Source organism: Streptomyces sp. Edi2 (assembly GCF_040253635.1).
In the GTDB taxonomy this organism is placed as follows: domain Bacteria; phylum Actinomycetota; class Actinomycetes; order Streptomycetales; family Streptomycetaceae; genus Streptomyces.
Window position 1 is genome coordinate 8,397,933 of the sequence record NZ_JBEJGX010000003.1, and the last position, 26,080, is coordinate 8,424,012.

The window sequence follows — 26,080 nt, forward strand, 5'->3', positions numbered from 1 at the left end:
TCGGGCGGGAGCCTCACGTGTGGCTCTGGCCAGTCTTCGGCCTGGTCGTCGACCTGCTTGAGCTTCATCCGGGCCATGACGAGGTCCGGTCCGCTGAAGGTGTCCCTCCTGCGACGCGGCCGGCTCTCCAACGTCGCCTTCCGCATCCCCGAACACCTCGTCCATCGCATCCAGCTCCGTCTACCCACATCCATACCGCAGCCACCCCATAGGCGGCTGCCTGGCAGAGCTGGGCTACATGGTCTTTCGGCCAGGGGCTCGCCCTCGTCCTTGAGAGGTAGCTCGCACGCCTCGCGGTGAGTACGAAGGCCCCGGAGCTTTGAGCTCACCTTCCGGCCGGGGCGGGCGCTCGCACTTGCCCTGCCCAGCCGGCCGCTGTACGACGATCCGCGCCGCTGGTGAGGGTGATCCGTACCCACCTGGTGCTTGGCCAGCCGCCATCGAGGTCGTACGGAGCCCTCCTCGCCGTCATGTCACCTGAAGCCGGCAACGATCACGGTCGGACCCGCCGCCTCCCGGGAAGGCGCTGAGGGGTGATGGAGGGCGCAACGGCTTGCCGGTCACCTGTCCGCCGGCAGGCATGAACCTTCGTCCGTGATTTCCCGAGGTGCGGACGGACCGCGGCATGGCGAGCGCCTCCGCAGGCAATCGGCTCTTCAGGCTGGTGTGGTCGAGGAATTCCATGCCCAGGTGCGGTCGGTCGGGATAGCTGTAGCCGATCCCAGCGAGGGATGAGGCATTTGAAGGCTGTCCGCTTTTCCCCATGGCACGTCACGATTTCACCTCGTGGACCGGATCAATTCCGACGACTCTGGAGGCGCAGTCGGCGGACACCGGTCCGCTGCTCCGGGCGGAATGGATGTGTGTCATGAACAACAAGGATCTGGTCCTCAAGGCTGTAAGTGAGCTGTTCGGCGACAAGGACCCCTCCGCGGTGGACCGCTGGGTCTCCCCGGCATTCAGGCAGCACAGCGCGCTGGTCGCCGACGGCCCCGAGGCTCTGCGCGAGCTGGTCTCCTCGCTGTCCGCGGACTTCCGCTACGAGGGCGCGAGGGTCATCGCCGACGGGGACCTGGTCGCGCTGCACGGGGTCTACTACGGCTTCGGTCCTGCGCCGCTGGTTGCCTTCGACCTCTTCCGTGTCGAGGGCGGCAAGCTCGCCGAGCACTGGGATGCCCTGGTGCCGGTGGTCAAGGAGACCGCCAGCGGCCGCTCCCAGACCGATGGCCCCAGCGAGGTCAGCGACCTGGAGAGCACCGAGGCGAACCGCAAGCTGGTCGCCGGGTACGCCGAGAAGGTGCTCAAGGGCGCCGACTACTCGGCGTCGACTGACTACACCTCGGCTGAGACCTACCACCAGCACAACCCGGACGCCGGTGACGGTCTGAGCGGCTTCGGCGTGGCCGCCGCCAAGTGGGCTGAGCAGGGCAAAACTGTCGTCTACAAGACGATCCACAAAGTCATTGCGGAGGGCAACTTCGCCCTGGTGCAGGCCGAGGGCGTGTTCGGCGAGCCGGTTGCCTACTACGATCTGTTCCGCATCGCCGACGGGAAGATCGTCGAGCACTGGGACGTCATTCAGGAGATCCCCGTCGAACTGCCGCACAGCAACGGCCTGTTCTGACGGACTGTTTCAGTACGAGGTTGGGATCCGGCGGGGGCAGACGACGCTGCGGACCGGTTCCGGTCGGCTGAGCGGAGGTCTGCTCGGCGTCGGCAGCAGACGCGGAGCCGGCGGAACTGGTGCAGCGAGGCGGGAGCGGCCCAGCGGGTGCAGCTGGTGCCGTGTTCGTTGGAACCCACAGGACGCTGCCGCAACCTGGCTCATGAGCCGGCAGAGCAGACGTATCGCCACAGCCCCGGCTCGTCCTTCAAATCAACCACCAGTCACCGCTCGGGTAGCCAGAATGCGAGGCCGAGCTTGCAGGTCCGGGCAGGTGACAAGCCTTCCGACTCCCGCAGACCACACCGCAACCGACCCTGCCGTGAGGAAACCCAAGATTCATGGCCACACCCATGACCGATGCCACATGGCGCGCCTTCCTCAGCGAAGGCACCCGGACGGCGAAGATCGCCACCACCCGTGCCGACGGACGTCCACACGTAGCACCCGTGTGGTTCCTGCTGGACGGCGACCACCTCGTATTCAACACTCACAAGAACACCATCAAGGGCCGGACCCTGATCCGCGACGGGCGGGTCGCCCTCTGCGTCGACGATGATCGTCCGCCGTTCTCCTTCGTCACCATTGAGGGCCGGGCACAGGTGAGCGAGGACGTACCGCAGGTGCGCGACTGGGCGGGCAGGATTGCTGCCCGCTACGTGGGAAAGGACCGTGCACCGGAGTACGGCGCCCGCAACAGCGTGCCCGGGATTCTCCTGGTGCGAGTGTTGATCGACAAGGTTGTAGCGCTCAGCGGCGTTGCCGACTGACAGCGTGGATCTTCGTGAAGCTCTTTGAGGTGGAGTCTGTCCCAGCGACTGGCTGAGTCCTTCAGGGCAGCCACAGATCGGGTGATGCGGGGTGCTGCCAGAACGGACAAGCTTTCCGGGTCGTTAGGGAGGTGTTCAGCGTCTCCACTCGCGTGCCGAGAAGCGTCGATGGTGCTCGATCCCGCCCCACTGGCTCTGCCACAGGCGTGATCCGAGCGGCCACGGCTGCTCCCGCCACCGGTGTGGCGGCGGCGGGTGGCAAGTAGGCCACTCGCAGGTTCAGCCGTGTGCGGGGGACCTCGCCGACGTGTCACCGCTCGCCGGGGCGGAGAGTGCCACCGGGGCTGTCCCTCGACCCACCTCACGGAATTGCAGTGGTGTCCCCCCGTCACGTTTCCGGAAGAACTTCGTGAAGTCGCTGGGGTCACGGAAACCCAGCTGGCGGGATATCTCCGCGGACGTGGCATCGGTGTGGACCAGAAGCCGCCGGGCTTCCAGGAGGATGCGGGCGTCGAGGTACTGCTTGGCGGTGGAGCCGGTCGCTTCCTGGGTGGCGCGGGTCAGGGTGCGAACGCTGTAGCCGAGTGCGGCGGCATAGTCGTTGACGTGGTGCGAGTCGGCAAAGTCGCGTTCGACGGCGCTACGGAAGCGGTGGAAGGCGTCGTGGGACGGGCCGGGGGACGACGCGGAGGCCGGGCACGCGTGGGTCAGGCGCAGCAGGAGGACGCTGAGGAGGTGGCGCAGCGTCTCGATGTGGGCGTCGAGGGGAAGGGAGGCCAGGTCGCCGTATTCGTGGATGAGGCACCGAAGGGCGAGGCCGGCGGAGCGAGCGTGCGGGCCCGTCAGGAGCATGGGCGAGTCATTGTGGAGGGGCTCTGCAGCGACGAAGCCGGGTTGCCAGATGACGATGGTGCCCCGGGCCGTGGTGTGATCGCGGGGGACGTACTGGTGGACCTGGCCGGCTCGCACCCAGAGCCAGGAACCCGAGTCCAGTTTGTAGTTCTGAAAGTCCACGATGTGCCGCACCGGGCCCTGCCTGACGTGGATCAAGTGGTGGAAGTCCGGCCGGAGCGGCGCCGACAGGTCCAGCCCCCGCCGGCCTCCGCGTGTGGACAGCTCAGCGAAATTGAGGACGTCCATGCCGACGGGTGCGCCCCGCGAGGGCCGGTAGGGCACGTCGGTAACGGAGTGCTGTCGGTTTTTTCCCATGGTGCGTCCCTAGGTTACCGCCCGTCCCATCGGGGTGCCTCATAACTTCAGAGGAAGCGCCGTGCGGCTACCGCGACTCGGCTTGTGCCCGTCCCACCCCATTCGTTTGCATCCTCCGCGCGCACATCGAACGGTTCGCCGTGGCACCGGACGCGTCAGCCAGGGTGCGGCACCTGCTGGGTAGGTGCGCCGTTTGGTCCGTGACCGGTCCGGAAGCGCTGGTCAGGGGCGGGATACCGGTGGGAAGAGACCGGGAGGTGCAACGTGAACCGCCTCTCGCTCTGGGCGGGCCGAGGGAACGGCGCCTGACGGGGGAAAGCCCAGTTCAGACGCCCCTCCTCAAGGGGGTGACGTCGCGCGCCTTCCGAGTCGGCAGCCCGCAGTCTCCCACCTGCACGGTTGTCAGGTGGTCGCGGGCCGCCGGAGCGGAACGCGGCGTCGACAAGCCTTCAGGTGTGTGACGCCCTCGGTCGTGCTGTGCGGCTGATGGCCTTTCCCAGGCCCCGGCCGGACGGTCGGATCAGCGCAGTCCGGCGAAGAGATCGTTCTCGGGTACGGCCGCGCCGGTGGCGTCCTGGACACGGACGAAGGTCTCCATGCCCATCAACTCGCCGAACCTCTCCTTGCCCATCTTCAGAAAGAAGATGTTCTCGCCCTGACTGGAGTGTGCGGCCAGTGCGTCGAACTTCTGACCGCTGAATGCGGTGGTGTCCACCCACGTGGTGATCTCATCGTCGGGGAGGCCAATCTCGGCCATCGCGGCGGCCTCGGCAGGATCCGGCTCCGGCATGTCCTCATGGAGCTCGCGCATGATCTTCCCGAACCGCTGCATCATCGAGCGGGGCATCGTCGTCCAGTACACCTTCGGTGTCAGCGCGGTCATCTCCAGCGCCGCCATGGTGATGCGGTTTGCCTGGATGTGGTCGGGGTGGCCGTAGAAGCCGTTCTCGTCATAGGTGACGACCACGTCGGGTCGGTAGTGCCGCATGAGGTCCGCGAGTCGGGCGGCGCCTTCCTCCACGGGGGTCTGCCAGAAGGATCCGGGGGCGTCGTTGCTCGGCCAGCCCATCATCCCGGAGTCGGCATAGTCCAGCATTTCCAGATCGCTGATCTTCAGGGCTTCACAGCTCACCTCCAGTTCTTGACGGCGCATCAAAGCGACGGCCGCCGGATCGTGCCCGGGGTCGCCCGGCTTGGCACCCCCCGGTCCATCACCGCAACCGCCGTCGGTACACGTCACGAGAACCGTGCGGATGCCCTCCGCCGCGTACCGCGCCAGGACCCCTCCGGTTCCGGTGGCCTCGTCGTCGGGGTGGGCATGCACTGCCATGAGTGTCAAAGGCCGGTCGGTCATGAACAAGTCCTCCTGCGCGATACGTCTTGGTCCGAGCGCGCGGCGGGCGTACCGCGATCCCGGGGCCCGGATCCTGTCGGGGCGGATGATCTTGCTCCCACCGTGCGACGCCGGTCCCTCCGTCGATGCAACGGTGCCGGCCGGCCCGGATGTTCCCGGCGAGGCCGCTCGGACTTCCCAGGCGTCGGCGTGAGGACTCGATCGCGGTCAAGGCGCGATCGGCATGACTCTGTGCCACGTCGGATCCGACTTCCCTCCGGCACCAGCCGTGAGATTCCGACGCGGAATTTGAGACCTTACAGACGTGAAGGGAGGCGCAGGGAGTTGGTGCGCTCAGCGCCCTTGTCACCCTCGGTGAACTCGCCAGTGTTGCTGCAGTGGTGCCTTGCGAACGCGGATGCTCACGAATGGCTCGTGCCGTCGAGCCGGGCACGGCTTCGGCTTCGGCCCGGCGCACGCTTTGGCGCATATGCACCAGGGACGATGTGGTGCGAGTGGGCTCCCCAGGACCCGTGTGCGGGGGCGACACCGTGTTGGTCAGCGGAGTCGGCCGACCGGGAGTTGCGGGCCGGTTGGCACGGGGGCTGGATCCGTAATGGTGCGCTGGGACGGTTGCCGAGGCGCGCCGGGATTAGCGGGTGCCGGTGCCGGTGCCAGTGCCGTGTGCGAGTGCTGTGGCCAGGCCGGCGAGCAGGGAAGCCGGCGCACGGGAGCGGGATACCGGTGGGAGCAACCGGGAGGTACGACCTGTACCGGCCGTCGCTCCGGGCGGGCCGAGCGAAAGGCGCCCGACCGGTAAAAGACCAGGTCAGGCGCCCTTCTTCGGGCCCTTAGAAGAACCCCAGCTTCTTCGCCGAGTAGCTCACCAGCAGGTTCTTCGTCTGCTGGTAGTGGTCCAGCATCATCTTGTGGTTCTCCCTGCCGATGCCGGACTGCTTGTAGCCGCCGAAGGCCGCGTGTGCCGGGTAGGCGTGGTAGCAGTTGGTCCATACGCGGCCGGCCTGGATGGCGCGGCCCGCGCGGTAGGCGGTGGAGCCGTCGCGGGTCCAGACACCGGCGCCGAGGCCGTAGAGCGTGTCGTTGGCGATGCCGATCGCGTCGTCGAAGTCGCTGAAGGGGGCCACGGCGACCACCGGGCCGAAGATCTCCTCCTGGAAGACCCGCATCTCGTTGTTGCCCTCGAAGATCGTCGGGCGGACGTAGTAGCCGCCCTCCAGTTCGCCGCCGAGTTCGGCGCGCGAGCCGCCGGTCAGGACGCGGGCGCCCTCCTTCTGGCCGATGTCCAGGTAGGAGAGGATCTTCTCCAGCTGGTCGTTGGAGGCCTGGGCGCCGATCATGGTGTCGGTGTCCAGCGGGTGGCCCTGGACGATCTTCTCCGTGCGGGCCACGCCGGCCTCCAGGAAGTCCTGGTAGTGGCCGCGCTGGATCAGCGCCCTGGACGGGCAGGTGCACACCTCGCCCTGGTTGAGGGCGAACATGGTGAAGCCTTCCAGTGCCTTGTCGTGGAAGTCGTCCACCGCGGACGAGACGTCGTCGAAGAAGATGTTGGGGCTCTTGCCGCCCAGTTCGAGCGTCACCGGCCGCAGGTGCTCGGACGCGTACTGCATGATCAGACGGCCGGTGGTGGTCTCGCCGGTGAAGGCGACCTTGGCGACCCGGGGGCTGGAGGCCAGCGGCTTGCCGGCCTCGGCGCCGAAGCCGTTGACGATGTTGACCACGCCGGGCGGCAGCAGGTCCGCGACCAGGCTCATCCAGTAGTGCACGGACGCGGGGGTCTGCTCGGCCGGCTTGAGGACCACGGCGTTGCCGGCGGCCAGGGCCGGGGCGAGCTTCCAGGTCGCCATCAGGATGGGGAAGTTCCAGGGGATGATCTGGGCGACGACGCCGAGCGGCTCGTGGAAGTGGTACGCGACGGTGTCCTCGTCGATCTCCGACAGGGAGCCCTCCTGGGCGCGGATGGCGCCCGCGAAGTAGCGGAAGTGGTCGATGGCGAGCGGGAGGTCGGCCGCCAGGGTCTCGCGTACCGGCTTGCCGTTCTCCCAGCTCTCGGCGACCGCCAGGGCCTCCAGGTTCTCTTCCATCCGGTCGGCGATCTTGTTGAGGACGGTGGCGCGTTCGGCGGCGGCCGTACGGGCCCAGCCGGGCGCGGCCGCGTGCGCCGCGTCCAGGGCCCGCTCGACGTCCTCGGCGGTGCCCCGCGCGATCTCGGTGAACGGCTGCCCGTTGACCGGGGTCGGGTTCTCGAAGTACCGGCCCAGTGCGGGCGCCACGAACTCGCCGCCGATCCAGTGGTCGTAGCGGGGCAGATAGCTCATGACGGCATCGGCGGAACCCGGGCTGGCGTAACGGGCCATGGTGCGGCCTCCCAATCGCTCTCGGCGCGGTGCCCGCCACTCCCGTGTGACGGGCGTTGCGCGCAGGCTATGGCGGGGGAGGTTGCGTGAACGTTGCGACGCGCACGGCCGCGGGCGCGGGCAGGGCACGGGGGGAGGCGCCGGTCGTCAGGCCGTACGCCGCGCGCAGCCGGTCCGCGGTCGCCATCGGTGCGCTGCGGGCGGGGGAGCGTTCCGGGAGGGCGTCCACCAGCGCTTCCCAGACCTCCAGGTCGTCCTCGCCCCAGGGGGTGCGCGACCACTCGCGCAGCAGGCCGGGGTCGCGGGTGGCGAGCAGCGTACGCCGGAGCCGGTCCTCCAGCGCGCCGCGCAGCCGCTGTACGCCGGGCGCCTCCGACAGAGGCAGCAGCGGGCCGCGGTACGCGCCCAGTGCGGTGCGCACCTCGCCGGCGTTCAGGGCGTCCTCGACCGCACCCAGGTCGGTCTCGACGGGGCGGCTCAGCCGGTACGGACGGGAATGGAGCAGTGTGCCGACGAGGTGGCGCAGCCGGGACAGCTCGGCCCGCAGCGTCACCGGGCGCATCTCGCGTGCGCCGTACAGCAGCACCGAGAGCTGATCGCCCGTCAGCCCCTCGGGGTTCCGGGCCAGCAGCACCATGATCTCGCTGTGCCGCCGGCCGAGCCGCAGCCGCTTCCCGTCCACCGTCAGCAGCGCCTCATCCCGGCCGAGCGCCGACAGGCAGACGCCCAACTCGGGTATATCAGCGGCGAGATGGGCCTCCGCGGCGCGTGCGGTGGCCTGTACGAGGGCCAGGCTGTGGGGGCTCGCCAGATGGTCGCCGCCGGTAATGTCGACCGCGCCCAGCAGCCGTCCGGTCCGCGGATCGTGCAATGGGGCGGCGGCGCAGGTCCAGCGCTGCACCTGCCGGTTGTAGTGCTCGGCGGCGAAGATCTGTACGGCGTGATCGGCGGCGAGCGCGGTGCCCGGGGCATTGGTGCCGGCGTGCCGTTCGTCCCAGCGGGCGCCGACCACGAAGTTCATCCGCTCGGCACTGCGCCGCACCCCGCGGTGCCCCTCCACCCACAGCAGCCGCCCCTGCGGATCGCAGACGGCCAGCAGATGCGCGCCGTCCTGCGCGAAGCTGCCCAGCAGCTCCCGGAAGACGGGCATCGCACGGGCCAGCGGATGCCCGTCCCGGTAGGTGCCCAGCGTGGCCTCGTCCAGATCGATGGGCGCGACGCCGTCCGCCGCGGCCCGGGCGTCGGCAGAGCGGCGCCAGGAGTCGGCGACCACCTGGCGGACCGGTGGCGCTACGGTCCCGTCGCTGAGGAAGGCCGCATGGGCCCGCCGCACCGTCCGCGTACGCTCCACCGGATCGGCACCGGTCTCCATCGCCAGCCAAGGGTTGACCACGTGTCACCTCTTCACCTGCAGCACCTGCTCCCGTACGGCCGATGGTGCTCGTACCGGGCGGGAGCGTAAACCCCGCGGGCGTGCCGGGTCACCCACGGGCGTCACCCTGGCCACCGTGTACGCAGCCGTAACCGGAGTGGGCCGTCCTGCCAGGGTCGGAGGGTGCCGGACGGTGCCGTTGGAGGGGCCGCTGCCGCACGACAGGCGGGCGGGAGGCCGCCGCCTCCCGCCCGCCCGGTTCCGCTCCTGCCTGCCTACCTGATCGCCTTGATCAGCTCACCGCCTGCGGTGTCACCGCTCAGCTCCCAGAAGAACGTGCCGCCCAGGCCCTGCGCGTCCTTGTAGGCCATCTTCGTGCCGATGGTCTCCGGGGTGTCATAGCTCCACCACTGGTCGCCGCACTTGGCATAGGCGGTGCCGCCGACCTTGCCGGTTGCCGGGCAGCGGCCCTTGAGCACCTTGTAGTCGTCGATACCGGCCTCGTACTTGCCCGGTGCCGCGCCGGTCGCGGTACCGCCCGGCGCATCCTGGGTGACGCCCGACCAGCCACGGCCGTAGAAGCCGATCCCCAGCAGCAGCTTGCCTGCCGGAACGCCGAGGCCCTTGAGCTTGGCGATGGTGTCGGTGCTGTTGAAGCCGGCCTTGGGGATGCCGCTGTACGACGTGAGCGGGGAGTGCGGCGCCGTCGGGCCCTTGGCGTCCCAGGCGCCGAAGTAGTCGTACGTCATCGGGTTGTACCAGTCGACGTACTGCGCCGCGCCGGCGTAGTCGGCCGCGTCGATCTTGCCGCCGGACGAGGCGTCCGCGGTGATCGCCGCGGTCACCAGATTGCCCGGGCCGAACGCCGACCGCAGTGACCGCATGACCTTGGTGAAGGCGTCCCTGCCGCTGGTGTCGCAGGTCAGGCCGCAGGCATTGGGGTACTCCCAGTCGATGTCGATGCCGTCGAAGACATCCGCCCAGCGCTTGTCCTCGACCAGGTCGAGGCAGGAGCGGGCGAACGCGTCGGGGTTCTTGGCGGCCTCGCCGAAGCCGCCCGACCAGGTCCAGCCGCCGAACGACCAGATCACTTTGAGGCCCGGGTGCAGCTTCTTGAGCTTGCGCAGCTGGTTGAAGTTGCCGCGCAGCGCGCCGTTGTCCCAGGTGTCGGCCTTGCCGTCGACGCTCTGGTCGGCGGTGTAGGCCTTGTCGTAGTCGGCGTAGGAGTCGCCGATGGCGCACCTGCCGCCCTGGACGTTGCCGAAGGCGTAGTTGATGTGGGTGAGCTTGGCCGCCGAGCCCGAGGTCTCGATGTTCTTGACGTGGTAATTGCGGTCGTAGACACCCCAGTTGGTGAAGTATCCGACGACCTTGTTGCCCGCCGCGCCGGGCTGCGCGGCGGGCCCGGCGGCCGCGGACGGGTGGCGTGCGGCAGGGGTGCCGGCGGGGTCGGCGGCGGCCGGTCCGGCGAGCAGGGTGCCGGCCAGGGCCGCCGTACACAGCGCGGTGACGGCGGCGATCACTTTGCGCGGCGAGCGCATCCGGTGCGGTCTGAGCATGGTGTCTCCTCGGAGGGGGGCGAGGGGTGGAGCCTGACCTGCGTCCGAATTGGCATGAACGCGTTGAACGTTGGGGGAGAAGGTAGAAGGACTAGACCAGTGCGTCAATGGTTCGGACCAATACGGTGACCGAGCGGTGCGGGGCCGGTTCCCGCAGTTCGTGATGATCAACCCGTGACGCGGGGCCGCCGATCGGGCATACTCCTAGCGCCACCGCCGCAGGTCATCGCCTTCCGCAACCCGGAACGCGATCATCGGCCTGGCACGACGAAACCGGCGCCGCCGCCCACCCTGCGCGTGTCGCCGTAGCGCCCGACAGGGAGGAGAGCGCCGCCATGACCGAGTACGGCCCCCGGCCGGTGGACCGCAGGCTGCCCACGGAGGAAGCCCGCGACCTGTTGACCCTCGTACGTGAGCTCGCCGAGCGCGAGATCAGGCCAACCGCCGCCGAGGAAGAGGACGCCGGCCACTTCCCGCGCGAGACCTTCACCCTGCTGTCGGAGTCCGGACTGCTCTCGCTGCCCTACGACGAGGAATTCGGCGGTGGCGGCCAGCCCTACGAGGTCTACCTCCAGGTCCTGGAAGAGCTCGCCGCCGCCCGGCTCACCGTCGGCCTCGGCGTCAGCGTCCACACCCTCGCCTGCCATGCGCTCGCCGGATACGGCACCAAGGAGCAGCGCGCCGAACATCTCCCGGACATGCTCGGCGGCGGACTCGTCGGCGCCTACTGCCTCTCCGAGCCCTCTTCGGGCTCCGATGCCGCCTCCCTGAGCACCCGGGCGACCCGGGAGGGCGACACCTGGCGGCTGGAGGGCACCAAGGCCTGGACCACCCACGGTGGCGTGGCCGACTTCTACACCGTGCTGGCCCGCACCGGCGGCAGCGGCGCCCATGGCATCACCGCCTTCCTCGTGCCCGGCGACGCCGAAGGCCTCAGCGCCGCGGCACCCGAGCGCAAGATGGGCATGAAGGGCTCCCCGACGGCCCAGCTGCACTTCGACGCCGTCCGCATCCCCGACTCCCGCCGCCTCGGGGACGAGGGGCAGGGCTTCGCCATCGCCCTGTCCGCCCTGGACTCCGGGCGTCTGGGGATCGCGGCCTGTGCCGTGGGTGTCGCCCAGGCCGCGCTGGACGAAGCGCTCGCCTACACCGCCGAGCGGCAGCAATTCGGCCGCCCGATCGTCGACTTCCAGGGTCTGCGCTTCATGCTCGCCGACATGGCCACCCAGATCGAGGCCGGCCGCGCCCTCTATCTCACCGCCGCCCGGCTGCGCGACGCCGGTCTGCCGTTCTCCAAGGAAGCGGCGATGGCGAAGCTGTTCTGCACGGACACCGCGATGCGGGTGACCACCGACGCCGTCCAGCTCCTCGGGGGCTACGGCTACACCCTGGACTTCCCGGCCGAGCGCTATATGCGCGAGGCCAAGGTCCTGCAGATCGTCGAGGGCACCAACCAGATCCAGCGGATGGTCATCGCCCGCCATCTCGCGGGGCCCGAAACGCGCTGAGTGGGGGCGGGCGAGGCGAGGCCGGGGCGGCCCCGCCTCACCTCGCGCCGCCGGGCTCGCCTGGCCCGGCCGCCCGGCTGCGCGACGCCGGTCCCCTCGCCCGCCCGTCAGGCCGCCCGGCCCTAGCCCACCAGCCCCTTGAGCCCCGTGGCCGTCCCGATTGCGACCACCAGGTTGCCGGGTGTGCGGGCCAGATCCCGCGCCACGGCGGACCCGACGGCCGAGGACGGCTCCAGGACCAGGCCCTGTGCCGCCAGCCTCCGGGTTTCCGCCCCGATCGACTCGTCGTCCAGTGCCACGGCCGTGCCCGCGGTGCGCCACAGCGCGTCGAGCCCCTGCCAGCAGGGCCGCTCCTCCCCGAGGGAGAACGCCACCGTGGGCCGGGCCGCCACCCGGGTACGCTCCTGGTCCGCGCGGTCCGGGCAGCGCAGCGCCGCGGTGAACGGCGCCGCGGCGGACGGCTCGGCGGCCGCCAGCCGGGGCTCGTGTGCGATCAGCCCCGCGGCCGCCAACTCCCGGAAGCCGCGGCCGACTCCGGCCAGCAGATCCGCCCGGCTGGTGGGCACCACCACCATGTCGATACGCCGTCCGGCAAAGTCCCGCGCCAGCTCGTAGGCGACCGACTTGTACCCCTCGTTGGCGTACGGATTCCCGCCGGGCGACGGTGCGGAGTAGCTGGTCAGCGGGTACCAGTGGTGCTCCTCGACGGCCTCGGCCATCGCCGCGTTCCGTGCGGCGGTGGTGCCCGGGTGCACCCTCCGCTCGGCGCCGAGCGCATCGATCTGGGCCTGCAGCCCGGCCGGCACCTTCTCGTTGGTGAACACCACACAGCGCAGCCCGGCCCGCGCCGCATACGCCGCGGCCGCCGCCCCGGCATTGCCGGACGACGCGGCGACCACGGTGCCGGCACCGGCCGCCACCGCCGCGGCCACCCCGACGGCCATCGCCCGGTCCTTGTGCGAGCCGGTCGGATTCCCACCCTCGTATTTCAGCCACAACTCCCCGGCGGGCGCGCTGTCCTGGGCCCGGTCCGGGTCCGTCCGCAGCCGGATGCACGGGGTGTTGCCCTCGCCCAGCGTGACCGGTGGTCCGGAGACCGGCAGTGCCGTCGGCAGGCCCCACGGCCCGCCCGGATACGCGGCGAGGTCCACACCGGCCAGATCCGCGAGCGGCGGCATCGTATTGACGCCGATGCCCTCCGCGGCACAGGTCCGGCACCCCGCGAAGCCCTCCGAGAAGCGGGTGCAGCGCAGGCAGTGCAGGGGAGGTCGTGAGGTCACCGTGGCTCCAGGGGTGGTCGGTTCGGCATCGACTCAGAAGGTAACAGGTGAATGGCTCCTTAGCCCCCTACCGCTTTCGAAGGTCTGGTCGTCCGCCCCGGGCTGACGTACCGTCAACTCCCGCTGAGGAGGCCCCTGCTACAGGAAACGCCCTGCCGACCGCGCGCCCAGGAGGAGACCGTGCCCGACCGCCCGATCGCGCTCGACGAGTACCCGATCCACCAGGTCCCGCTGTCCATGCGGCATGTAGCCACCGGAGACCGCAACGCCTACGACCGGTGCATCTTCCACGTCATGGACCACTCCGGCCGCGCCCTGCTGATCGCCGGCCTCGGTGTCTACCCCAACACCGGGGTCATCGACGCCTATGCCACCCTCCGCCTCGGCGACCGGCTGTACGCCGTACGGGCCTCCGACGCGCTCACCGACGACCGCATGGCCCTCACCGTCGGCCCGCTCACCATCACCGTCGAGGAGCCGCTTGCCCGCCTGCGGCTGACCTGCGCCGCGGACCCCGGCGACCCGGACGGCCTGGCGTACGACCTGACCTGGGCCGCGGCGTTTCCCGCCACCTGGGAGCCGCACCACACCCAGTACCGCGGAGACCGGCTGCTGCTCGAAGGCCGGCGGTTCGTCCAGGCGGGCACCTGCAGGGGCCGCATCCGCGTGGCCGGCCAGGAGCTCGCCGTCACGGCGGGGGAGTGGACCGGCACCCGCGACCGCAGCTGGGGCGTACGCCCGATCGCCGGTGAGGACGGCGGGCGGGCGGCCGAGGAACTGCGGCCGGAGGGCTTCCACTGGATCTGGTGCCCGGTGCGCTTCGACGACCGCTTTGTGATGGTCATCGTCCAGGAGGACGCCGACGGCCACCGCACCCTGAACGAGGCCACCATGGTCCGCGAGGGCGCCCGCGGTACCCAACTCGGCTGGCCGCACGCGGACATCAGCTACCGCCCCGGCACCCGCCACCCCGAACGCGCCGTCATCCATCTCACCGACCCGGCCCGCAAACCCCTCGACCTCACCGCCGAGATCCTCACCTCCTCACCCCTCGCCGTGGGCGCCGGCTACCCTCCGGCGAGCCCCGACGACTGGCAGCACGGCACCTGGCGGGGCCGCGGCTGGACCGACCGCCGCACTTACGACCTCTCCGACCCGGCGGCCCACCCCCTCGCGGCATACGGAGTCACCGACCACGCCGCCCGCTTCACCCTCGACGGGCGGACCGGCTACGGAATCTTCGAGCACGGCAGCTTCGGCCGGCACGACCCGAGCGGCTTCACCGGCTATGACTCCGTCGCTCAGGAGGCCGGACAGTGAGCACGGCGCCCCGGCCCCGCACCAGCACCCGCGATCCCGAAGACCTGACGCGCCGCCTCACCGCCTGGCTCGGCACCCGCCTCCCCGGCGCCCGCGCCGTCTCCCCGGCCGTACCGGACTCCAACGGCATGTCCAGCGAGACGCTGCTCTTCGACATCGACCACCCCCGGCCGCCGTCCGGGCCGGAGGACGTCCCCCGCTCCTGCGCCCTGCGCCTCGCCGCCGACCCCGCCGCGTACACCGTCTTCCCGCGCTACGACATGGCCCGGCAGTACCGCACCATGCGCCTGGTCGCCGACCACACCGACCTGCCCGTGCCCCGCACCCTCTGGCTCGAAGAGGACCCGGCGTACCTCGGCGCGCCGTTCTTCGTCATGACGCGCGCCGCCGGCCGCGTCCCGCCGGACGTCATGCCCTATACGTACGAGGGGAATTGGCTGTGCGACGCCACCGACGCCCAGCGCGACCAACTGGAAGCCGCCAGCGTGTCGGTCCTCGCCCGGCTGCACGACCAAGTCCCCTCCGGCGCGGCCGCCTTCCTCGCCACGCCCGGAACAGGAGACGCGCTACAGCGTCACGTGGAGGCTCAACAGGCCTACTACCACTGGGTCGTTGACGGTCGCCCCCGCTCGCCGCTGATCGAACGCGGCTTTGCCCGGCTGGCCGACCTGTGGCCCGCGGACCCGGGGGAGACCGTTCTGACCTGGGGCGACGCCCGGATCGGCAATATCGTCTACGACGGCTTCGAGCCGACGGCCGTACTCGACTGGGAGATGGCCGCCCTCGGCCCCCGCGAACTCGACCTGGGCTGGATGGTCTTTCTGCACCGCTTCTTCCAGGACCTCACGGAGAGCGGCGGCCAGCTGGGGTTGCCCGGATTCCTGCGCCGTGACCGCGTCGAGGACCGCTATGCCCGGCTCACCGGGCACCGGCCTCGCGCCATGGAGTTCCACACCCTCTACGCGGCCCTGCGGCACGCCATCGTGATGCTGCGAGTGGCCTACCGCCAGGTCCACTTCGGGGAACTGCCGGTCCCGGCCGACGCCGATGCGCTGATCCTGCACCGCGGGACCCTGGAAGCGATGATCGAGCGCCGCTACTGGTGAGACCGGGTGTTGTACGGGCCTGCCGGCGCTCTCAGCTGAGCGGGCGCATCCGCGGCACCCGGACCGGCCGGGTGCCGGGCCCGCCGAGGTGCGAGAACGGCTGGCGGCGCCAGTCCAGGCTCTCCGGGAGCGTCAGCAACACGGCCGCGTCCTGCTCCTGGGTGTCCAGGGTGTCAGCGTTCCTGGGAGCCTCGGACACCGTCCGCCCGGAACCCTGGCACACCGTCAGGCCGAAGGGGTTCCACGGCGAGGCGCACAGTGCGTGCTCCGGGAGCGTGTCCTCGTCCGCCAGCAGGGCGATGGGCTGCAGGCAGTCGGCGCAGGTGACGCGGTAGATCTCGTAGGTGTCGAAAGAGTCGACGTCCGCACCGTCGTCGCCGAAGCCGCCCGGACTGTCGCCCTCCTGGGCGTCGAAGTGTGCGGCAGCAGAGTCCTGCTCAAGGCGTCGCATGATGTCCATCCCCCTCGGGTGGGTCGGTCGTACCGCTGACTTCCTGTGACGGGCGGTCCCGGCCACCAGCAGCAATTCCCTTCATGCCGCACGCATAATCGCGGGCACCCTACCGACACCGGATCACATGTGTGGCATTGGTCACATGGACCGGCGTGGAGGTGTCCACGATCCGGCGCACGGTGCGCATACGCCCCCGCGCACAGTAGGTTGAACATGTGGAGGAGTTGGACCGACAAATCGTGGATCTGCTCGTCAAGGACGGGCGGATGAGCTACACCGACCTGGGCAAGGCCACCGGCCTGTCCACTTCGGCGGTGCACCAGCGGGTGCGCCGCCTGGAGCAGCGCGGTGTCATCCGGGGCTATGCCGCCATCGTGGACCCCGAAGCAGTGGGCCTGCCGCTCACCGCCTTCATCTCGGTCAAACCCTTCGACCCCAGTGCGCCGGACGACATCGCCGACCGCCTTGCCGAGGTCCCCGAGCTGGAGGCCTGCCACAGCGTCGCCGGCGACGAGAACTACATCCTCAAGGTCAGGGTCGCCACCCCGCTGGAGCTGGAGCATCTGCTCACCCGCATCCGGACCCTCGCCGGTGTGTCGACCCGCACCACGGTCGTGCTCTCCACCCCCTACGAGGCCCGGCCGCCGCGCATCTGACCGGCGAACGCCCCCCTGCGCGCGGTCCGTCCGTCCGCAGGGGCCAAACTGTCCGGTATGAGCGAGCCCCTTTCCCACCAGGCCCGGAAGCACCCTTCCCGGCCCCGCACCGTCCTGCTGCGCGGCGGTGAGGTGCACAGCCCCGCGGACCCCTTCGCCACCGCCATGGTCGTGGAAGGCGACCGCATCGCCTGGGTCGGGGAGGAGGGCGCGGCCGACTCCTTCGCCGAGGGCGTGGACGAGATCATTCCGCTCGACGGTGCGCTCGTCACTCCCGCGTTCACGGACGCACATGTGCACACCACGGCGACCGGCCTCGCGCTCACCGGTCTCGATCTGGTCGGGGCCGGCACCCTGTCCGACGCACTCGCCCGGATCCGCGCCTACGCGGACGCGCGCCCGGCGGACCGCATTCTGCTCGGACACGGCTGGGACGCCGGCATCTGGCCGGAGGGACGCCCGCCCTCCCGCGCCGAGCTGGACGAGGCCACCGGTGGCCGCCCGCTCTATCTCACCCGGGTCGACGTGCACTCCGCCGTCGTGACCACGGCGCTGCTGGACCTGGTCCCCGGCATCCGCGACCGGGACGGGTTCCACGACGGTGCCCCGCTGACCGGCGCCGCCCATCACGCGGTGCGCAAGGCCGCTTACGCCACCGTCACCCCCGCCCAGCGGGCCGAGGCCCAGGCCGCGGCGCTCGCCCGTGCCGCCTCGCTCGGTATCGGCAGCGTCCACGAGTGCGCCGGTCCGGACATCTCCGGCGAGGACGACTTCACGGGGCTGCTCGCCCTGGCCCGGGAAGGCAACGGCCCCCGCGTCATCGGCTACTGGGCCGAGCTGATCGCATCCGCAAAGGATGCGGAGCGGATCCGTGAACTCGGTGCCCTCGGCGCCGCGGGCGATCTGTTCGCCGACGGCTCGCTCGGCTCCCACACCGCCCATCTGCACGCCCCCTACGCCGACGCAGGCCACACCGGCACCCCCCAGCTCGAGTCCGAGGCCGTCGCCGCCCATGTCGCCGCCTGCACCGAGGCCGGGCTCCAGGCGGGTTTCCACGCCATCGGCGACGCCGCCCTCACCGCCGTCGTGGCCGGTGTACGCGCCGCCGCCGACCGGATCGGCCTCGACCGGGTCCGCGCCGCCCGGCATCGCGTCGAACACGCCGAAATGCTCACCGAGCACACCCTCGCCGGCTTCGCCGACCTGGCCCTGACCGCCTCCGTCCAGCCCGCCTTCGACGCGGCCTGGGGCGGCGCGGACGGCATGTACGCCGCCCGCCTGGGCGCCGACCGGGCCCGCACGCTCAACCCGTATGCCGCGCTGCTCAAGGCCGGTGTCCCGCTCGCGCTCGGGTCCGACAGCCCGGTCACCCCGCTCGATCCCTGGGGCACGGTGCGCGCCGCCGTCTTCCACCGCACCCGCGCCCACGGCATCTCCGCCCGCGCCGCGTTCACCGCCCACACTCGCGGCGGCTGGCGCGCCATCGGCCGGGACGACGCGGGCGTCCTGGTGCCCGGAGCCCCCGCCGACTACGCGGTCTGGCGCACCGGCGACCTGATCGTCCAGGCCCCCGACGAGCGGGTGCAGCGCTGGTCCACCGACCCCCGTTCCGGCACCCCCGGCCTGCCCGATCTCACCCCCGGCAACGACCTCCCGGTATGCCTGACCACGGTCGTCGGCGGGCGAAAGGTCTTCGGGCCGCCGAACGAGTGACATCGCGCGGGCAGGTACCGGCGGGGGCTGCGCCTGCCGCTCCTTGCCTCACTTGGGGGCGCTCGCGGCTGACCTGGGGCGACGCGAAACGACGCAGGTGCAGCACCTGTTGACAGCAGACGGTCGGCGGCCGGTAGGTTCGGCCGAGTCCACCACCAGGACGTCCGACCGGGAGACCTCCGCGCAGTCGTCGAACGCAGCTGGGCCATGGGGTGGTGCGCCACTGGGCACACCGCCACTGGGAGCCAGGTCCAGCACCAGCGGCACGGGACAACGGAGTGTTTCGGCTGGATGGGGGTCCCTCCCTGCTCCGTGGGAGCTTGGGGGAAGGTGCGACCCGGGTGGGGCCCGGACGCTCAGTAGACAACGGCTTTCGGTCGACCCGCAGCCAGCGGGTCCCAGGTCGGCCCGAAGGGCGCCGGGCCCCTATCCGCACCGCGGCAGCCCGTCCGCACTCCCCGTGGTGCGTCTTTCACCTTTTGTGCACCCCATATCCGCAATCCCGGCCTCCCGATGTACGGTCAGCTCACCACCGCACGACCTGCAGGAAGGCCCGCGACCGTGCCATCGGGTTCCGACACCACCGAAGAAGCCGTCAGCGGCACCGCGCCCGACGGCCAGGTGCCGCGCGCCGGGACGGGCTCCACCGCCGCGCCCGCGCGCCCCGGGCGGGCGCGGCGCCTCGCCGCCCTGATCCGCCGGGAGACGCTGCGTACCGGCCTTGCGGCCGTCTTCGGCATCGCACTCGGCCTGGCCTTCCCGCCGTACGACCTGTGGCCGCTGTCCGTGGTGGCCGTCGCCGCGCTGTCGCTGCTGACCCGCGGCCGCACCGCCCGCCAGGGCGCCTGGACGGGCTTCGCGTTCGGGCTGCCGTTCTTCCTGATCCTGCTGAAGTGGCTGCATGTCGTCGGCTGGGACGCCGTGTTCGGCCTCTCGGTCGCCGAAACGCTCTTCCTGACGCTGCTGGGCGCGGCGCTCGCCGTGACCTCCCGGCTGCCGGGCGGGCCGCTGTGGGCCGCCTGCCTCTGGGTCGCCGAGGAATGGGCCCGCGACCGGTTGCCGTTCGGCGGCTTCCCCTGGGGCCGGCTCGCTTTCGCCAACACCGGCTCGCCGTTCACCCCGCTCGCCGCGCTCGGCGGCGCCCCGCTGGTGACCTTCGCCGTGGCGCTGGCCGGCGCGCTGCTCGCCGTATGTGCCGCCACCCTCTGGCAGCTGCGTGGCAACGGATCGCTGCGCCGGGCCGTCCCGGCCCTGGAGGCGTTCGGGCTCGCCGCGGCGGTCACCCTGGCCGGCGCCGTGGTGCCCGTACCCACGAAGGCCGACGACACCGCTGATATCGCTGTCGTCCAGGGCAACGTCCAGCAGCCCGGCATGGACTTCCTGGGCCGCCCCATGATGATCACCGACAACCACGCCACGGCCACCGAAAAGCTCGCCGCCGACGTCAAGGCCGGCCGGGCCAGGAAGCCGGACCTGGTCATCTGGCCGGAGAACTCCTCCGACCTCGACCCGTACAAATACCCCCAGGCCTACGACCGGATTGACGAGGCCGTGAAGGCCATCGGCGTGCCCGTCCTCGTCGGCGCCCTGATCGACCACCCCTCCAAGAAGGGCTATGTCTTCAACGAGGGCATCGTCTGGGACCCGAAGAAGGGGCCGGGCGCCTCCTACACCAAGCAGCACCCCGTGCCGTTCGGCGAGTACGTGCCGTTCCGGGAACAGCTCAGCAAGATCATCACGCGTTTCCAGCGGGTGCCCCGCGACTTCTACCCCGGCGACCACACCGGCGTGCTCCACGTCGGCCCCGCCCGGCTCGGCGATGTCATCTGCTTCGAGGTCGCCTACGACCAGATCGTGCACGACACCGTCGACGCGGGCGCCCGCGCGCTGGTCATCCAGACCAACAACGCCACCTACGGCCGCTCCGGCCAGCCCGAGCAGCAGCTGGCGATGTCCAAGCTGCGCGCCGTCGAACACGGCCGGGCCGTGGTCACCGCGGCCACCAGCGGGATCAGCGCCGTGGTCGCCCCGGACGGCAAGATCACCCACCGGATTCCCGAGTTCACCCAGGGCGTGGTCTCCGCACGGATTCCGCTCCGGGACGAAACGACGCTCGCCGACCGCGTCGGTGCCGCTCCCGAGTGGGTGCTCGCTATCGTTGGGCTTCTGTCCTGCGCCGGCGCGGTGGTTGCAGGCCGGCGCGGGCGAACGAAGGACGAGAAGGGGCAGCAGTGACAGACGGGCAGCGGCAGTACGGTCCGCTCGGCACCACGTTGGTGATCATTCCGACGTACAACGAGGCGGAGAACATCAAGCCGATCGTCTCGCGGGTGCGGTCCGCCGTCCCCACGGCACATGTCCTCGTCGCGGACGACAACAGTCCTGACGGCACCGGCAAGTTCGCCGACGAACTGGCCGCCGCCGACGAGCAGGTCCACGTCCTGCACCGCAAGGGCAAGGAAGGCCTCGGCGCCGCCTACCTCGCGGGCTTCCGCTGGGGGATCGACCACGGCTACGACGTGCTGGTCGAGATGGACGCCGACGGCTCCCACCAGCCCGAGGAGCTGCCGCGGCTGCTGACCGCCCTCAAGGGCGCCGATCTCGTCCTCGGATCGCGCTGGGTGCCCGGCGGCCGCACCGTCAACTGGCCCACGTACCGGCGGCTCATCTCCCGCGGGGGCAGTACGTACTCGCGGCTGGTGCTGGACCTGCCGCTGCGCGACATCACCGGCGGTTTCCGGGCCTTTCGCGCGGAGGCGCTCAAAGGGCTGGGCCTGGATGACGTGGCCTCCCAGGGCTACTGCTTCCAGGTCGACCTCGCCCGCCGTGCCGTGCAGGCCGGCTATCACGTCGTCGAGGTGCCGATCACCTTCGTCGAGCGGGAGCTGGGCGACAGCAAGATGAGCCGCGACATCGTCGTGGAGGCCCTGTGGCGGGTCACGGCCTGGGGCGTCGGCTCCCGGGTGGACAAGATCCGCGGCCGCTGACGCCGGAGCCCGCTGACGTCGAGGTCGGCTGACGGCGGGTCCGGCTGACGTTGTGGCCGCTGTGCCGGGCCGCCCCGAGATGATCCATGCAGCGCGACCCTCGCGGAGTGGGGCGGCAGGGGCCAGGCACACTTGAGGCATGACGTTCGGAGTCACGCCACCGCCGAGTTCCCGCCCGCCCCAGCGCTCGCGCGCCCGCCGGTTCGTCCCCTTGGGCATCGCCGCCTGGATGGTGCTGGAGATCTGGCTGCTGACGGTGGTCGCCGGGGCCACCAACGGACTGACGGTCTTTCTTCTGCTGGTCGCCGGAGTGATCATCGGCGGTTATGTGGTCAAGCGGGCCGGCCGCCGCGCCTGGCGCAACCTCACCGAGAGCCTGCAGACCACCGGTGGCCCGGCGGCTCCCGGCAACCCGGCCGCGTCCGGCAACGGCGCCTCGGGCAACGGCAAACCCGGCGACGGCACAACTGGTGGCAAGTCCGGCAGCGGCAAACGAGGCAGCGGCAATACGCTCCCGATGGCCGGCGGGCTGTTGCTGATGATCCCCGGTCTGGTGTCCGATGCCTTGGGGCTGCTCTGCCTCTTCCCGCCGACCGGGAAGCTGATCCAGCGCCGTGCCGAAAAGCTGCTGAACCGGCGGGCGGGCTACGCCCAGGAGTCGTTCGGCAATGCCTTCCAGCAGGCCCGGATGCACCGGCCCGACGGCAAGGTCGTCCAGGGAGAGGTCATCCACGAGGACGAGCCATCTTCCCCGCGCCGTCAGGACCCGCCGCTGACCGGCTGAGCGCACGCGGGCGCCCGATGCCGGGCGGACGACACCCGGCCGTGGGACGAGGCCCGGCCGTGGGACGACGTCCGGCGCGTGCACACACGGGATGCAGCCGCGCCGGGCGCATGCCGGTGCGGACGCAGCAAGGGCCGGGACCCCTGCACAGTGCAGTGGCCCCGGCCCTTCGTGCTGCTTGGCGCAGGTCCGTTGTCAGGCGGACTTGCGGTTGGTGTCGCGCGGATGCACGGCAATGTTCATGGTGCCGGAGCGCAGGACGGCCAGCCTTTCGGCCAGCACCTCCTCCAGCTCCTCGCGGGTGCGCCGCTCCATGAGCATGTCCCAGTGCGTACGCGCGGGCTTGCCCTTCTTTTCCTCAGGGCCATCGCCATCCACCAGAAGCGAAGGTGCACCACATACCTTGCACTCCCACTCCGGCGGAATCTCGGCCTCAACCGAGAACGGCATCTCGAATCGATGTCCGTTCTCGCATGCGTACTCCACCGCCTGGCGCGGGGCCAGGTCGATGCCGCGGTCGGTCTCGTAGCTGGTCACCACGAGTCGCGTGCCGCGGAGAGCTCGCTCACTCATGAATCGTGCCTCCCGGGCTTGTCGCCCACAGGACAGGTGTCGCTGTCGTCGTCATCCGGTCAACGTCCGGTCGGCGGTGAAGATTCCCGTATTCGAAATTCGGGACATGCGCCCACCCGTCGCCCACCACCGCCCATGATGGAGGCGCTGTGCGCCGCTGCCTTCCTTCGTGCCGCCCCTTGTTGTACCCACCAGCGCCCGGTTTGTCACATCTAGCAGCAGATGTCACCCAGCGCCATCCTTAGTTGAGCGCGCAGTAACGGTCCGCCTGGTGAGCCAAAGGCGTACACTACCGGCCCGCACCCCCTGGGGCTAAATCCGGTCAGGTACAGGATTTCCCGCCGCGGCGATCGCCCGTCCCACCGGCACCCTCGCCAACAGGACAAAACCGATCACAAAGAACGCCACCAGGGACACGATCGCATCCCGGTAGCTCCCGGTGAGCTGATAGGTCACCCCGAACACCAGTGGTCCCAGCCAGCTCACGCCCCGGTCGCTCATCTCGTACGCGGAAAAATATTCCGCTTCTTTGCCGCGCGGCACCAGATGGGAGAACAGCGAACGGGACAGCGCCTGGCTTCCGCCCAGGACCAGGCCGATGCCGGCGGCCAGCCCGAAGAACCACCCGGGCGCCTTCGCGGGCAGGAAGTAGCCGGCCGCGAGCGTCAGCACCCACGCCACCAGGGAGCCCAGGATCGTCCGCTGGGCGCCGTACCGTCCGGCCAGCCGTCCCATGAGCAGGGCGCCCGCCGCGGCCAGCACCTGGACCAGCAGGACCGCCACGATCAGCGTCGTCTGGTCCAGGCCGAGTTCCTCGGAGCCGTACACGGAGGCCTGGGTGATCACCGTCTGTACGCCGTCGTTGTAGACGAGATAGGCCAGGAGGAAGGCGAGGGTGAGGGGATGACGGCGCATGTCGCGCAACGTCTCCCGCAGCTGCCGCCCTCCCCGGCCGAGCGTGGTGGCACCGGACCCGGCGGGCTCCTCGGCGGCGGCCGTCCGCCGCTCGCGCAGCCGGCGCAGCGGAATCACCGAGAACGCGCCCCACCACAGCCCCGCCGACGCCAGGCAGATGCGCACCGCGGTGCCCGTGGAGAGGCCGAAGGAGTCGTGTGCGCCGTAGAGCACCAGGTTGGCGATCAGGACCAGCGCTCCGGCCGCGTAGCCGAATGCCCAGCCGCGGGAGGAGACCGCGTCCCGTTCGTCGGGCCGGGCGATCTGCGGCAGGAAGGAGTTGTAGAGCATCATCGACACCACGAACGCCACATTCGCGAGGACCAGCAGCGCCCCGCCCAGCAGATAGCGGTCGCCGCCCAGGAAGAACATCCCCGTCGTCGCCGCGGCGCCCGCGTAGGCACAGCAGCCCAGCAGCGGCTTCTTCCGGCCGGTCCGGTCAGCCAGCGCCCCGGCGAGCGGCATGGCCAGCACGGACAGCAGCAGCGACGCGGACACCGCGTACGCATAGAAGGAGCCCGCGCGCACCGGAAGGCCCAGAGGGTGCACAAAGCCGTCCGCGTCCGCCGCGGCTTTCGCCACCGAGGTCAGATAAGGCCCCAGGAACACGGTCAGCACGGTCGTCGAATAGACGCTGTTGGCCCAGTCGTACCAGTACCAGCCGCGTTGTTCACGGCGCCGGGCGGCCGCCTCGTCCCCGTCCTCGGCCGCGCCCCCGGCCACGGCTTGTGTGCGCTCCATGCCCACCCCCGTCTTCCTGTCCCCGTTCACGGCGGCGGACGACGGCCGGCGGGCCCGGAACCGGGTGCGTCCGCATCCGCCGTCCGGCTCGCGACGCCCCTGGATCCCGCACCCTCGCTCGGTCGGCACCGGCACCCCCACCCGGTCAGACCCAGCACCCTCGCTCGGTCAGCACCGTCCGCAGCGTCTCGATGTGGTCCGTCATGATGCCATCCACCCCGAGGTCCAGGAGCGCCCTCATCCGGTCCGCGTCATTGACCGTCCAGACGTGGACCTGCATGCCCAGCGCGTGCGCGGCGCGCAGGAAGAGCGGATCGACGACGGGGAGGCCGGACTGCCGCTCGGGGACCTGGACGCAGACCGCGCTGCGCCGCACCGCCGCACCCAGCAGCCGGTCCAGCGGCAGCACCCCGCGGCCGTACGACCGCAGCCGCAGGCCGGCCACGCCGCGGGTGCCGAGCGAGGTCGCCATCCGGCGTCCGGCCAGCCGCTGGGCGCGGGCCACCCGGGCCTCCGAGAACGAGCCGACGCACACCCGGTCCCAGGCGTTCGTGCGGCGCAGCAGGGCGAGCAGCGGAGCGAGCGCGGCGTCGGCCTTGAGGTCGACGTTCCAGCGCGCCCCGGGGAACTCCTCCAGCAGCTCCTCGAAGAGCGGCAGCGGCTCGTGACCGCCGACGCGGGCCCGTCGTACGGCTCGCCAGGGGAGCTGTCCGATCGTGCCGCGGGAATCGGTGACGCGGTCGAGCGTCGCGTCGTGGAAGGCGACGAGCTCTCCGTCCGAGGTGGCATGCACATCGGTTTCCAGATAGCGGTAGCCGAGGCCGACCGCGCGGCGGAAGGCGGCGGCGGTGTTCTCCAGGCCCTCGGCCGCCCCGCCCCGGTGGGCGAAGGGGAGCGGCACGGGGTGGTCGAGATAGGTGTGGCGGGTGCGTATCGCTGGGGTCACTCCGGCAGTATTGCGTGCTCGGGTGAAGTGCCTCCGCGGGCCACCACCGTGGAGGGCTTCACGGGCCGGTCCTTGATCGCGAAGCGCCGCAGGAAGAACTGCGCCATGGGCCCGATGGCCAGCGCATAGACCACCGTGCCGGCCCCGACGGACCCGCCGAGCAGGAAGCCGGTGGCCAGCACCGTCACCTCGATGCAGGTCCGCACCAGCCGCACCGGACGGCCGGTCCGCAGATGCAGCCCGGTCATCAGCCCGTCGCGCGGCCCCGGACCGAAATCGGCGGAGATGTACAGGCCGGTCGCGACACCGTTGAGCAGGACGGCGCCCGCCAGCAGCGGGATACGCGCGGCCAGCGAGTGCAACTGCGGCATCCAGGCCAGCGTCGCGTCCATCACCAGCCCGAGGATCACCACGTTGGCCACCGTGCCGAGGCCGGGACGCTGGCGCAGCGGGATCCACAGCAGCAGGATCAGCGCACCGGAGACGATGGTGACCGTGCCGATCGACAGGCCCGTATGGCGGGATATGCCCTGGTTCAGCACGCTCCACGGCTCCAGGCCGAGCCCGGCCCGCAGCATCAGCCCCATGCTCACGCCGTACAGCGCCAGTCCCGCGAAGAGCTGGATGAGCCGGCGCACCGGCAGCCCCCTCCCCGGTCCGGTTTCCCTGAATATGGACATGATTTTCCCCCTCCTGGCAGGATTGGACCGACGCATGACACCATGTGGCAGGTCCGGGCTCACGAAGTAGAGCCAATTCGGGGAAGGTGGACTGATC

Annotated in this window: 21 protein-coding genes; 10 read left to right on the plus strand and 11 right to left on the minus strand. The window is 70.8% G+C overall.

Features of this window, described 5'->3' with window-relative positions; genetic code table 11:
* Window positions 1–868: 868 nt before the first annotated feature.
* Both ABR737_RS40090 and ABR737_RS40095 read left to right on the plus strand, forming a co-directional pair.
* Window positions 869–1,624: a nuclear transport factor 2 family protein gene (locus tag ABR737_RS40090; protein ID WP_350257108.1), complete on the plus strand. Its 756-nt coding sequence runs from the start codon at window positions 869–871 to the stop codon at window positions 1,622–1,624.
* Window positions 1,625–2,004: 380 nt separating this feature from the next.
* Window positions 2,005–2,433 carry a PPOX class F420-dependent oxidoreductase gene (locus tag ABR737_RS40095; protein WP_350256072.1) on the plus strand — a complete coding sequence of 143 codons (429 nt, stop codon included), beginning with the start codon at window positions 2,005–2,007 and terminating at the stop codon, window positions 2,431–2,433.
* A 279-nt stretch (window positions 2,434–2,712) separates the two neighbouring features.
* Here the strand turns inward: ABR737_RS40095 and ABR737_RS40100 are convergent, their stop codons facing one another.
* From ABR737_RS40100 to ABR737_RS40120, 5 genes are all read right to left on the minus strand, one after another.
* Window positions 2,713–3,642, minus strand: a complete 930-nt coding sequence (locus tag ABR737_RS40100) for a helix-turn-helix transcriptional regulator (protein ID WP_350256073.1) — start codon at window positions 3,640–3,642, stop codon at window positions 2,713–2,715.
* A gap of 520 nt (window positions 3,643–4,162) precedes the next feature.
* A complete protein-coding gene (locus ABR737_RS40105) occupies window positions 4,163–4,996 on the minus strand; it encodes a PIG-L family deacetylase (RefSeq protein ID WP_350256074.1) in 834 nt (277 codons plus the stop codon).
* Between the two features lie 830 nt (window positions 4,997–5,826).
* The gene (gene adh / locus ABR737_RS40110) at window positions 5,827–7,350 is read right to left on the minus strand and encodes an aldehyde dehydrogenase (RefSeq protein WP_350256075.1); all 1,524 of its coding nucleotides are present in this window, start codon (window positions 7,348–7,350) and stop codon (window positions 5,827–5,829) included.
* Between the two features lie 67 nt (window positions 7,351–7,417).
* The gene (locus ABR737_RS40115; protein ID WP_350256076.1) at window positions 7,418–8,743 is read right to left on the minus strand and encodes a GAF domain-containing protein; all 1,326 of its coding nucleotides are present in this window, start codon (window positions 8,741–8,743) and stop codon (window positions 7,418–7,420) included.
* Window positions 8,744–8,997: 254 nt separating this feature from the next.
* Window positions 8,998–10,281 (minus strand): glycoside hydrolase family 18 protein, encoded by a 1,284-nt coding sequence (locus ABR737_RS40120; protein WP_350256077.1) that lies wholly within the window; start codon window positions 10,279–10,281, stop codon window positions 8,998–9,000.
* A gap of 335 nt (window positions 10,282–10,616) precedes the next feature.
* On the opposite strand from ABR737_RS40120, the gene ABR737_RS40125 reads away from it, so the two are divergent.
* A complete protein-coding gene (locus tag ABR737_RS40125) occupies window positions 10,617–11,789 on the plus strand; it encodes an acyl-CoA dehydrogenase family protein (protein WP_350256078.1) in 1,173 nt (390 codons plus the stop codon).
* Window positions 11,790–11,911: 122 nt separating this feature from the next.
* Here the strand turns inward: ABR737_RS40125 and ABR737_RS40130 are convergent, their stop codons facing one another.
* The gene (locus ABR737_RS40130) at window positions 11,912–13,069 is read right to left on the minus strand and encodes a pyridoxal-phosphate dependent enzyme (RefSeq protein ID WP_350256079.1); all 1,158 of its coding nucleotides are present in this window, start codon (window positions 13,067–13,069) and stop codon (window positions 11,912–11,914) included.
* A 180-nt stretch (window positions 13,070–13,249) separates the two neighbouring features.
* On the opposite strand from ABR737_RS40130, the gene ABR737_RS40135 reads away from it, so the two are divergent.
* A complete protein-coding gene (locus tag ABR737_RS40135; RefSeq protein ID WP_350256080.1) occupies window positions 13,250–14,389 on the plus strand; it encodes an Rv3169 family protein in 1,140 nt (379 codons plus the stop codon).
* Window positions 14,386–15,495, plus strand: coding sequence for a phosphotransferase family protein (locus tag ABR737_RS40140; RefSeq protein ID WP_350256081.1), 1,110 nt, complete (start codon window positions 14,386–14,388; stop codon window positions 15,493–15,495). The genes ABR737_RS40135 and ABR737_RS40140 overlap by 4 nt, the downstream gene beginning before the upstream one ends.
* 31 nt (window positions 15,496–15,526) lie before the next feature.
* On the opposite strand, the gene ABR737_RS40145 is transcribed toward ABR737_RS40140, so the two are convergent.
* Window positions 15,527–15,955, minus strand: coding sequence for a hypothetical protein (locus tag ABR737_RS40145; protein WP_350256082.1), 429 nt, complete (start codon window positions 15,953–15,955; stop codon window positions 15,527–15,529).
* A 209-nt stretch (window positions 15,956–16,164) separates the two neighbouring features.
* Between ABR737_RS40145 and ABR737_RS40150 the strand changes: the two genes are divergently transcribed.
* From ABR737_RS40150 to fxsA, 5 genes are all read left to right on the plus strand, one after another.
* On the plus strand, window positions 16,165–16,605 hold the full coding sequence (locus ABR737_RS40150) for an Lrp/AsnC family transcriptional regulator (protein WP_026170119.1): 441 nt from the start codon (window positions 16,165–16,167) through the stop codon (window positions 16,603–16,605).
* A 57-nt stretch (window positions 16,606–16,662) separates the two neighbouring features.
* Window positions 16,663–18,318: an amidohydrolase gene (locus ABR737_RS40155; RefSeq protein WP_350256083.1), complete on the plus strand. Its 1,656-nt coding sequence runs from the start codon at window positions 16,663–16,665 to the stop codon at window positions 18,316–18,318.
* 561 nt (window positions 18,319–18,879) lie between these two features.
* Window positions 18,880–20,553, plus strand: coding sequence for an apolipoprotein N-acyltransferase (gene lnt / locus ABR737_RS40160; protein ID WP_350256084.1), 1,674 nt, complete (start codon window positions 18,880–18,882; stop codon window positions 20,551–20,553).
* On the plus strand, window positions 20,550–21,305 hold the full coding sequence (locus tag ABR737_RS40165) for a polyprenol monophosphomannose synthase (RefSeq protein ID WP_350256085.1): 756 nt from the start codon (window positions 20,550–20,552) through the stop codon (window positions 21,303–21,305). The genes lnt and ABR737_RS40165 overlap by 4 nt, the downstream gene beginning before the upstream one ends.
* A gap of 139 nt (window positions 21,306–21,444) precedes the next feature.
* The gene (gene fxsA / locus ABR737_RS40170) at window positions 21,445–22,089 is read left to right on the plus strand and encodes an FxsA family membrane protein (protein WP_350256086.1); all 645 of its coding nucleotides are present in this window, start codon (window positions 21,445–21,447) and stop codon (window positions 22,087–22,089) included.
* Window positions 22,090–22,284: 195 nt separating this feature from the next.
* On the opposite strand, the gene ABR737_RS40175 is transcribed toward fxsA, so the two are convergent.
* The 4 genes from ABR737_RS40175 to yczE form a co-directional block, all read right to left on the minus strand.
* Entirely contained in the window at window positions 22,285–22,662 is a 378-nt protein-coding gene (locus ABR737_RS40175) for an RNA polymerase-binding protein RbpA (RefSeq protein ID WP_100605284.1), read from the minus strand.
* Window positions 22,663–22,974: 312 nt separating this feature from the next.
* Window positions 22,975–24,357 (minus strand): MFS transporter, encoded by a 1,383-nt coding sequence (locus ABR737_RS40180; protein ID WP_350256087.1) that lies wholly within the window; start codon window positions 24,355–24,357, stop codon window positions 22,975–22,977.
* Between the two features lie 145 nt (window positions 24,358–24,502).
* On the minus strand, window positions 24,503–25,303 hold the full coding sequence (locus ABR737_RS40185) for a glycerophosphodiester phosphodiesterase family protein (protein ID WP_350256088.1): 801 nt from the start codon (window positions 25,301–25,303) through the stop codon (window positions 24,503–24,505).
* Entirely contained in the window at window positions 25,300–25,983 is a 684-nt protein-coding gene (gene yczE, locus ABR737_RS40190; protein ID WP_350256089.1) for a membrane protein YczE, read from the minus strand. The genes ABR737_RS40185 and yczE overlap by 4 nt, the downstream gene beginning before the upstream one ends.
* Between the last annotated feature and the right edge of the window lie 97 nt (window positions 25,984–26,080).

Excerpts from the sequence above, each read along its gene's own strand:
- ABR737_RS40090 (WP_350257108.1), top strand. The coding sequence starts at position 869 with ATGAACAACAAGGATCTGGTCCTCAAGGCTGTAAGTGAGCTGTTCGGC.
- ABR737_RS40095 (WP_350256072.1), top strand. The coding sequence starts at position 2,005 with ATGGCCACACCCATGACCGATGCCACATGGCGCGCCTTCCTCAGCGAA.
- ABR737_RS40100 (WP_350256073.1), bottom strand. The coding sequence starts at position 3,642 with ATGGGAAAAAACCGACAGCACTCCGTTACCGACGTGCCCTACCGGCCC.
- ABR737_RS40105 (WP_350256074.1), bottom strand. The coding sequence starts at position 4,996 with ATGACCGACCGGCCTTTGACACTCATGGCAGTGCATGCCCACCCCGAC.
- adh (WP_350256075.1), bottom strand. The coding sequence starts at position 7,350 with ATGGCCCGTTACGCCAGCCCGGGTTCCGCCGATGCCGTCATGAGCTAT.
- ABR737_RS40120 (WP_350256077.1), bottom strand. The coding sequence starts at position 10,281 with ATGCTCAGACCGCACCGGATGCGCTCGCCGCGCAAAGTGATCGCCGCC.
- ABR737_RS40125 (WP_350256078.1), top strand. The coding sequence starts at position 10,617 with ATGACCGAGTACGGCCCCCGGCCGGTGGACCGCAGGCTGCCCACGGAG.
- ABR737_RS40145 (WP_350256082.1), bottom strand. The coding sequence starts at position 15,955 with ATGGACATCATGCGACGCCTTGAGCAGGACTCTGCTGCCGCACACTTC.
- ABR737_RS40155 (WP_350256083.1), top strand. The coding sequence starts at position 16,663 with ATGAGCGAGCCCCTTTCCCACCAGGCCCGGAAGCACCCTTCCCGGCCC.
- fxsA (WP_350256086.1), top strand. The coding sequence starts at position 21,445 with ATGACGTTCGGAGTCACGCCACCGCCGAGTTCCCGCCCGCCCCAGCGC.
- ABR737_RS40175 (WP_100605284.1), bottom strand. The coding sequence starts at position 22,662 with ATGAGTGAGCGAGCTCTCCGCGGCACGCGACTCGTGGTGACCAGCTAC.
- ABR737_RS40180 (WP_350256087.1), bottom strand. The coding sequence starts at position 24,357 with ATGGAGCGCACACAAGCCGTGGCCGGGGGCGCGGCCGAGGACGGGGAC.
- yczE (WP_350256089.1), bottom strand. The coding sequence starts at position 25,983 with ATGTCCATATTCAGGGAAACCGGACCGGGGAGGGGGCTGCCGGTGCGC.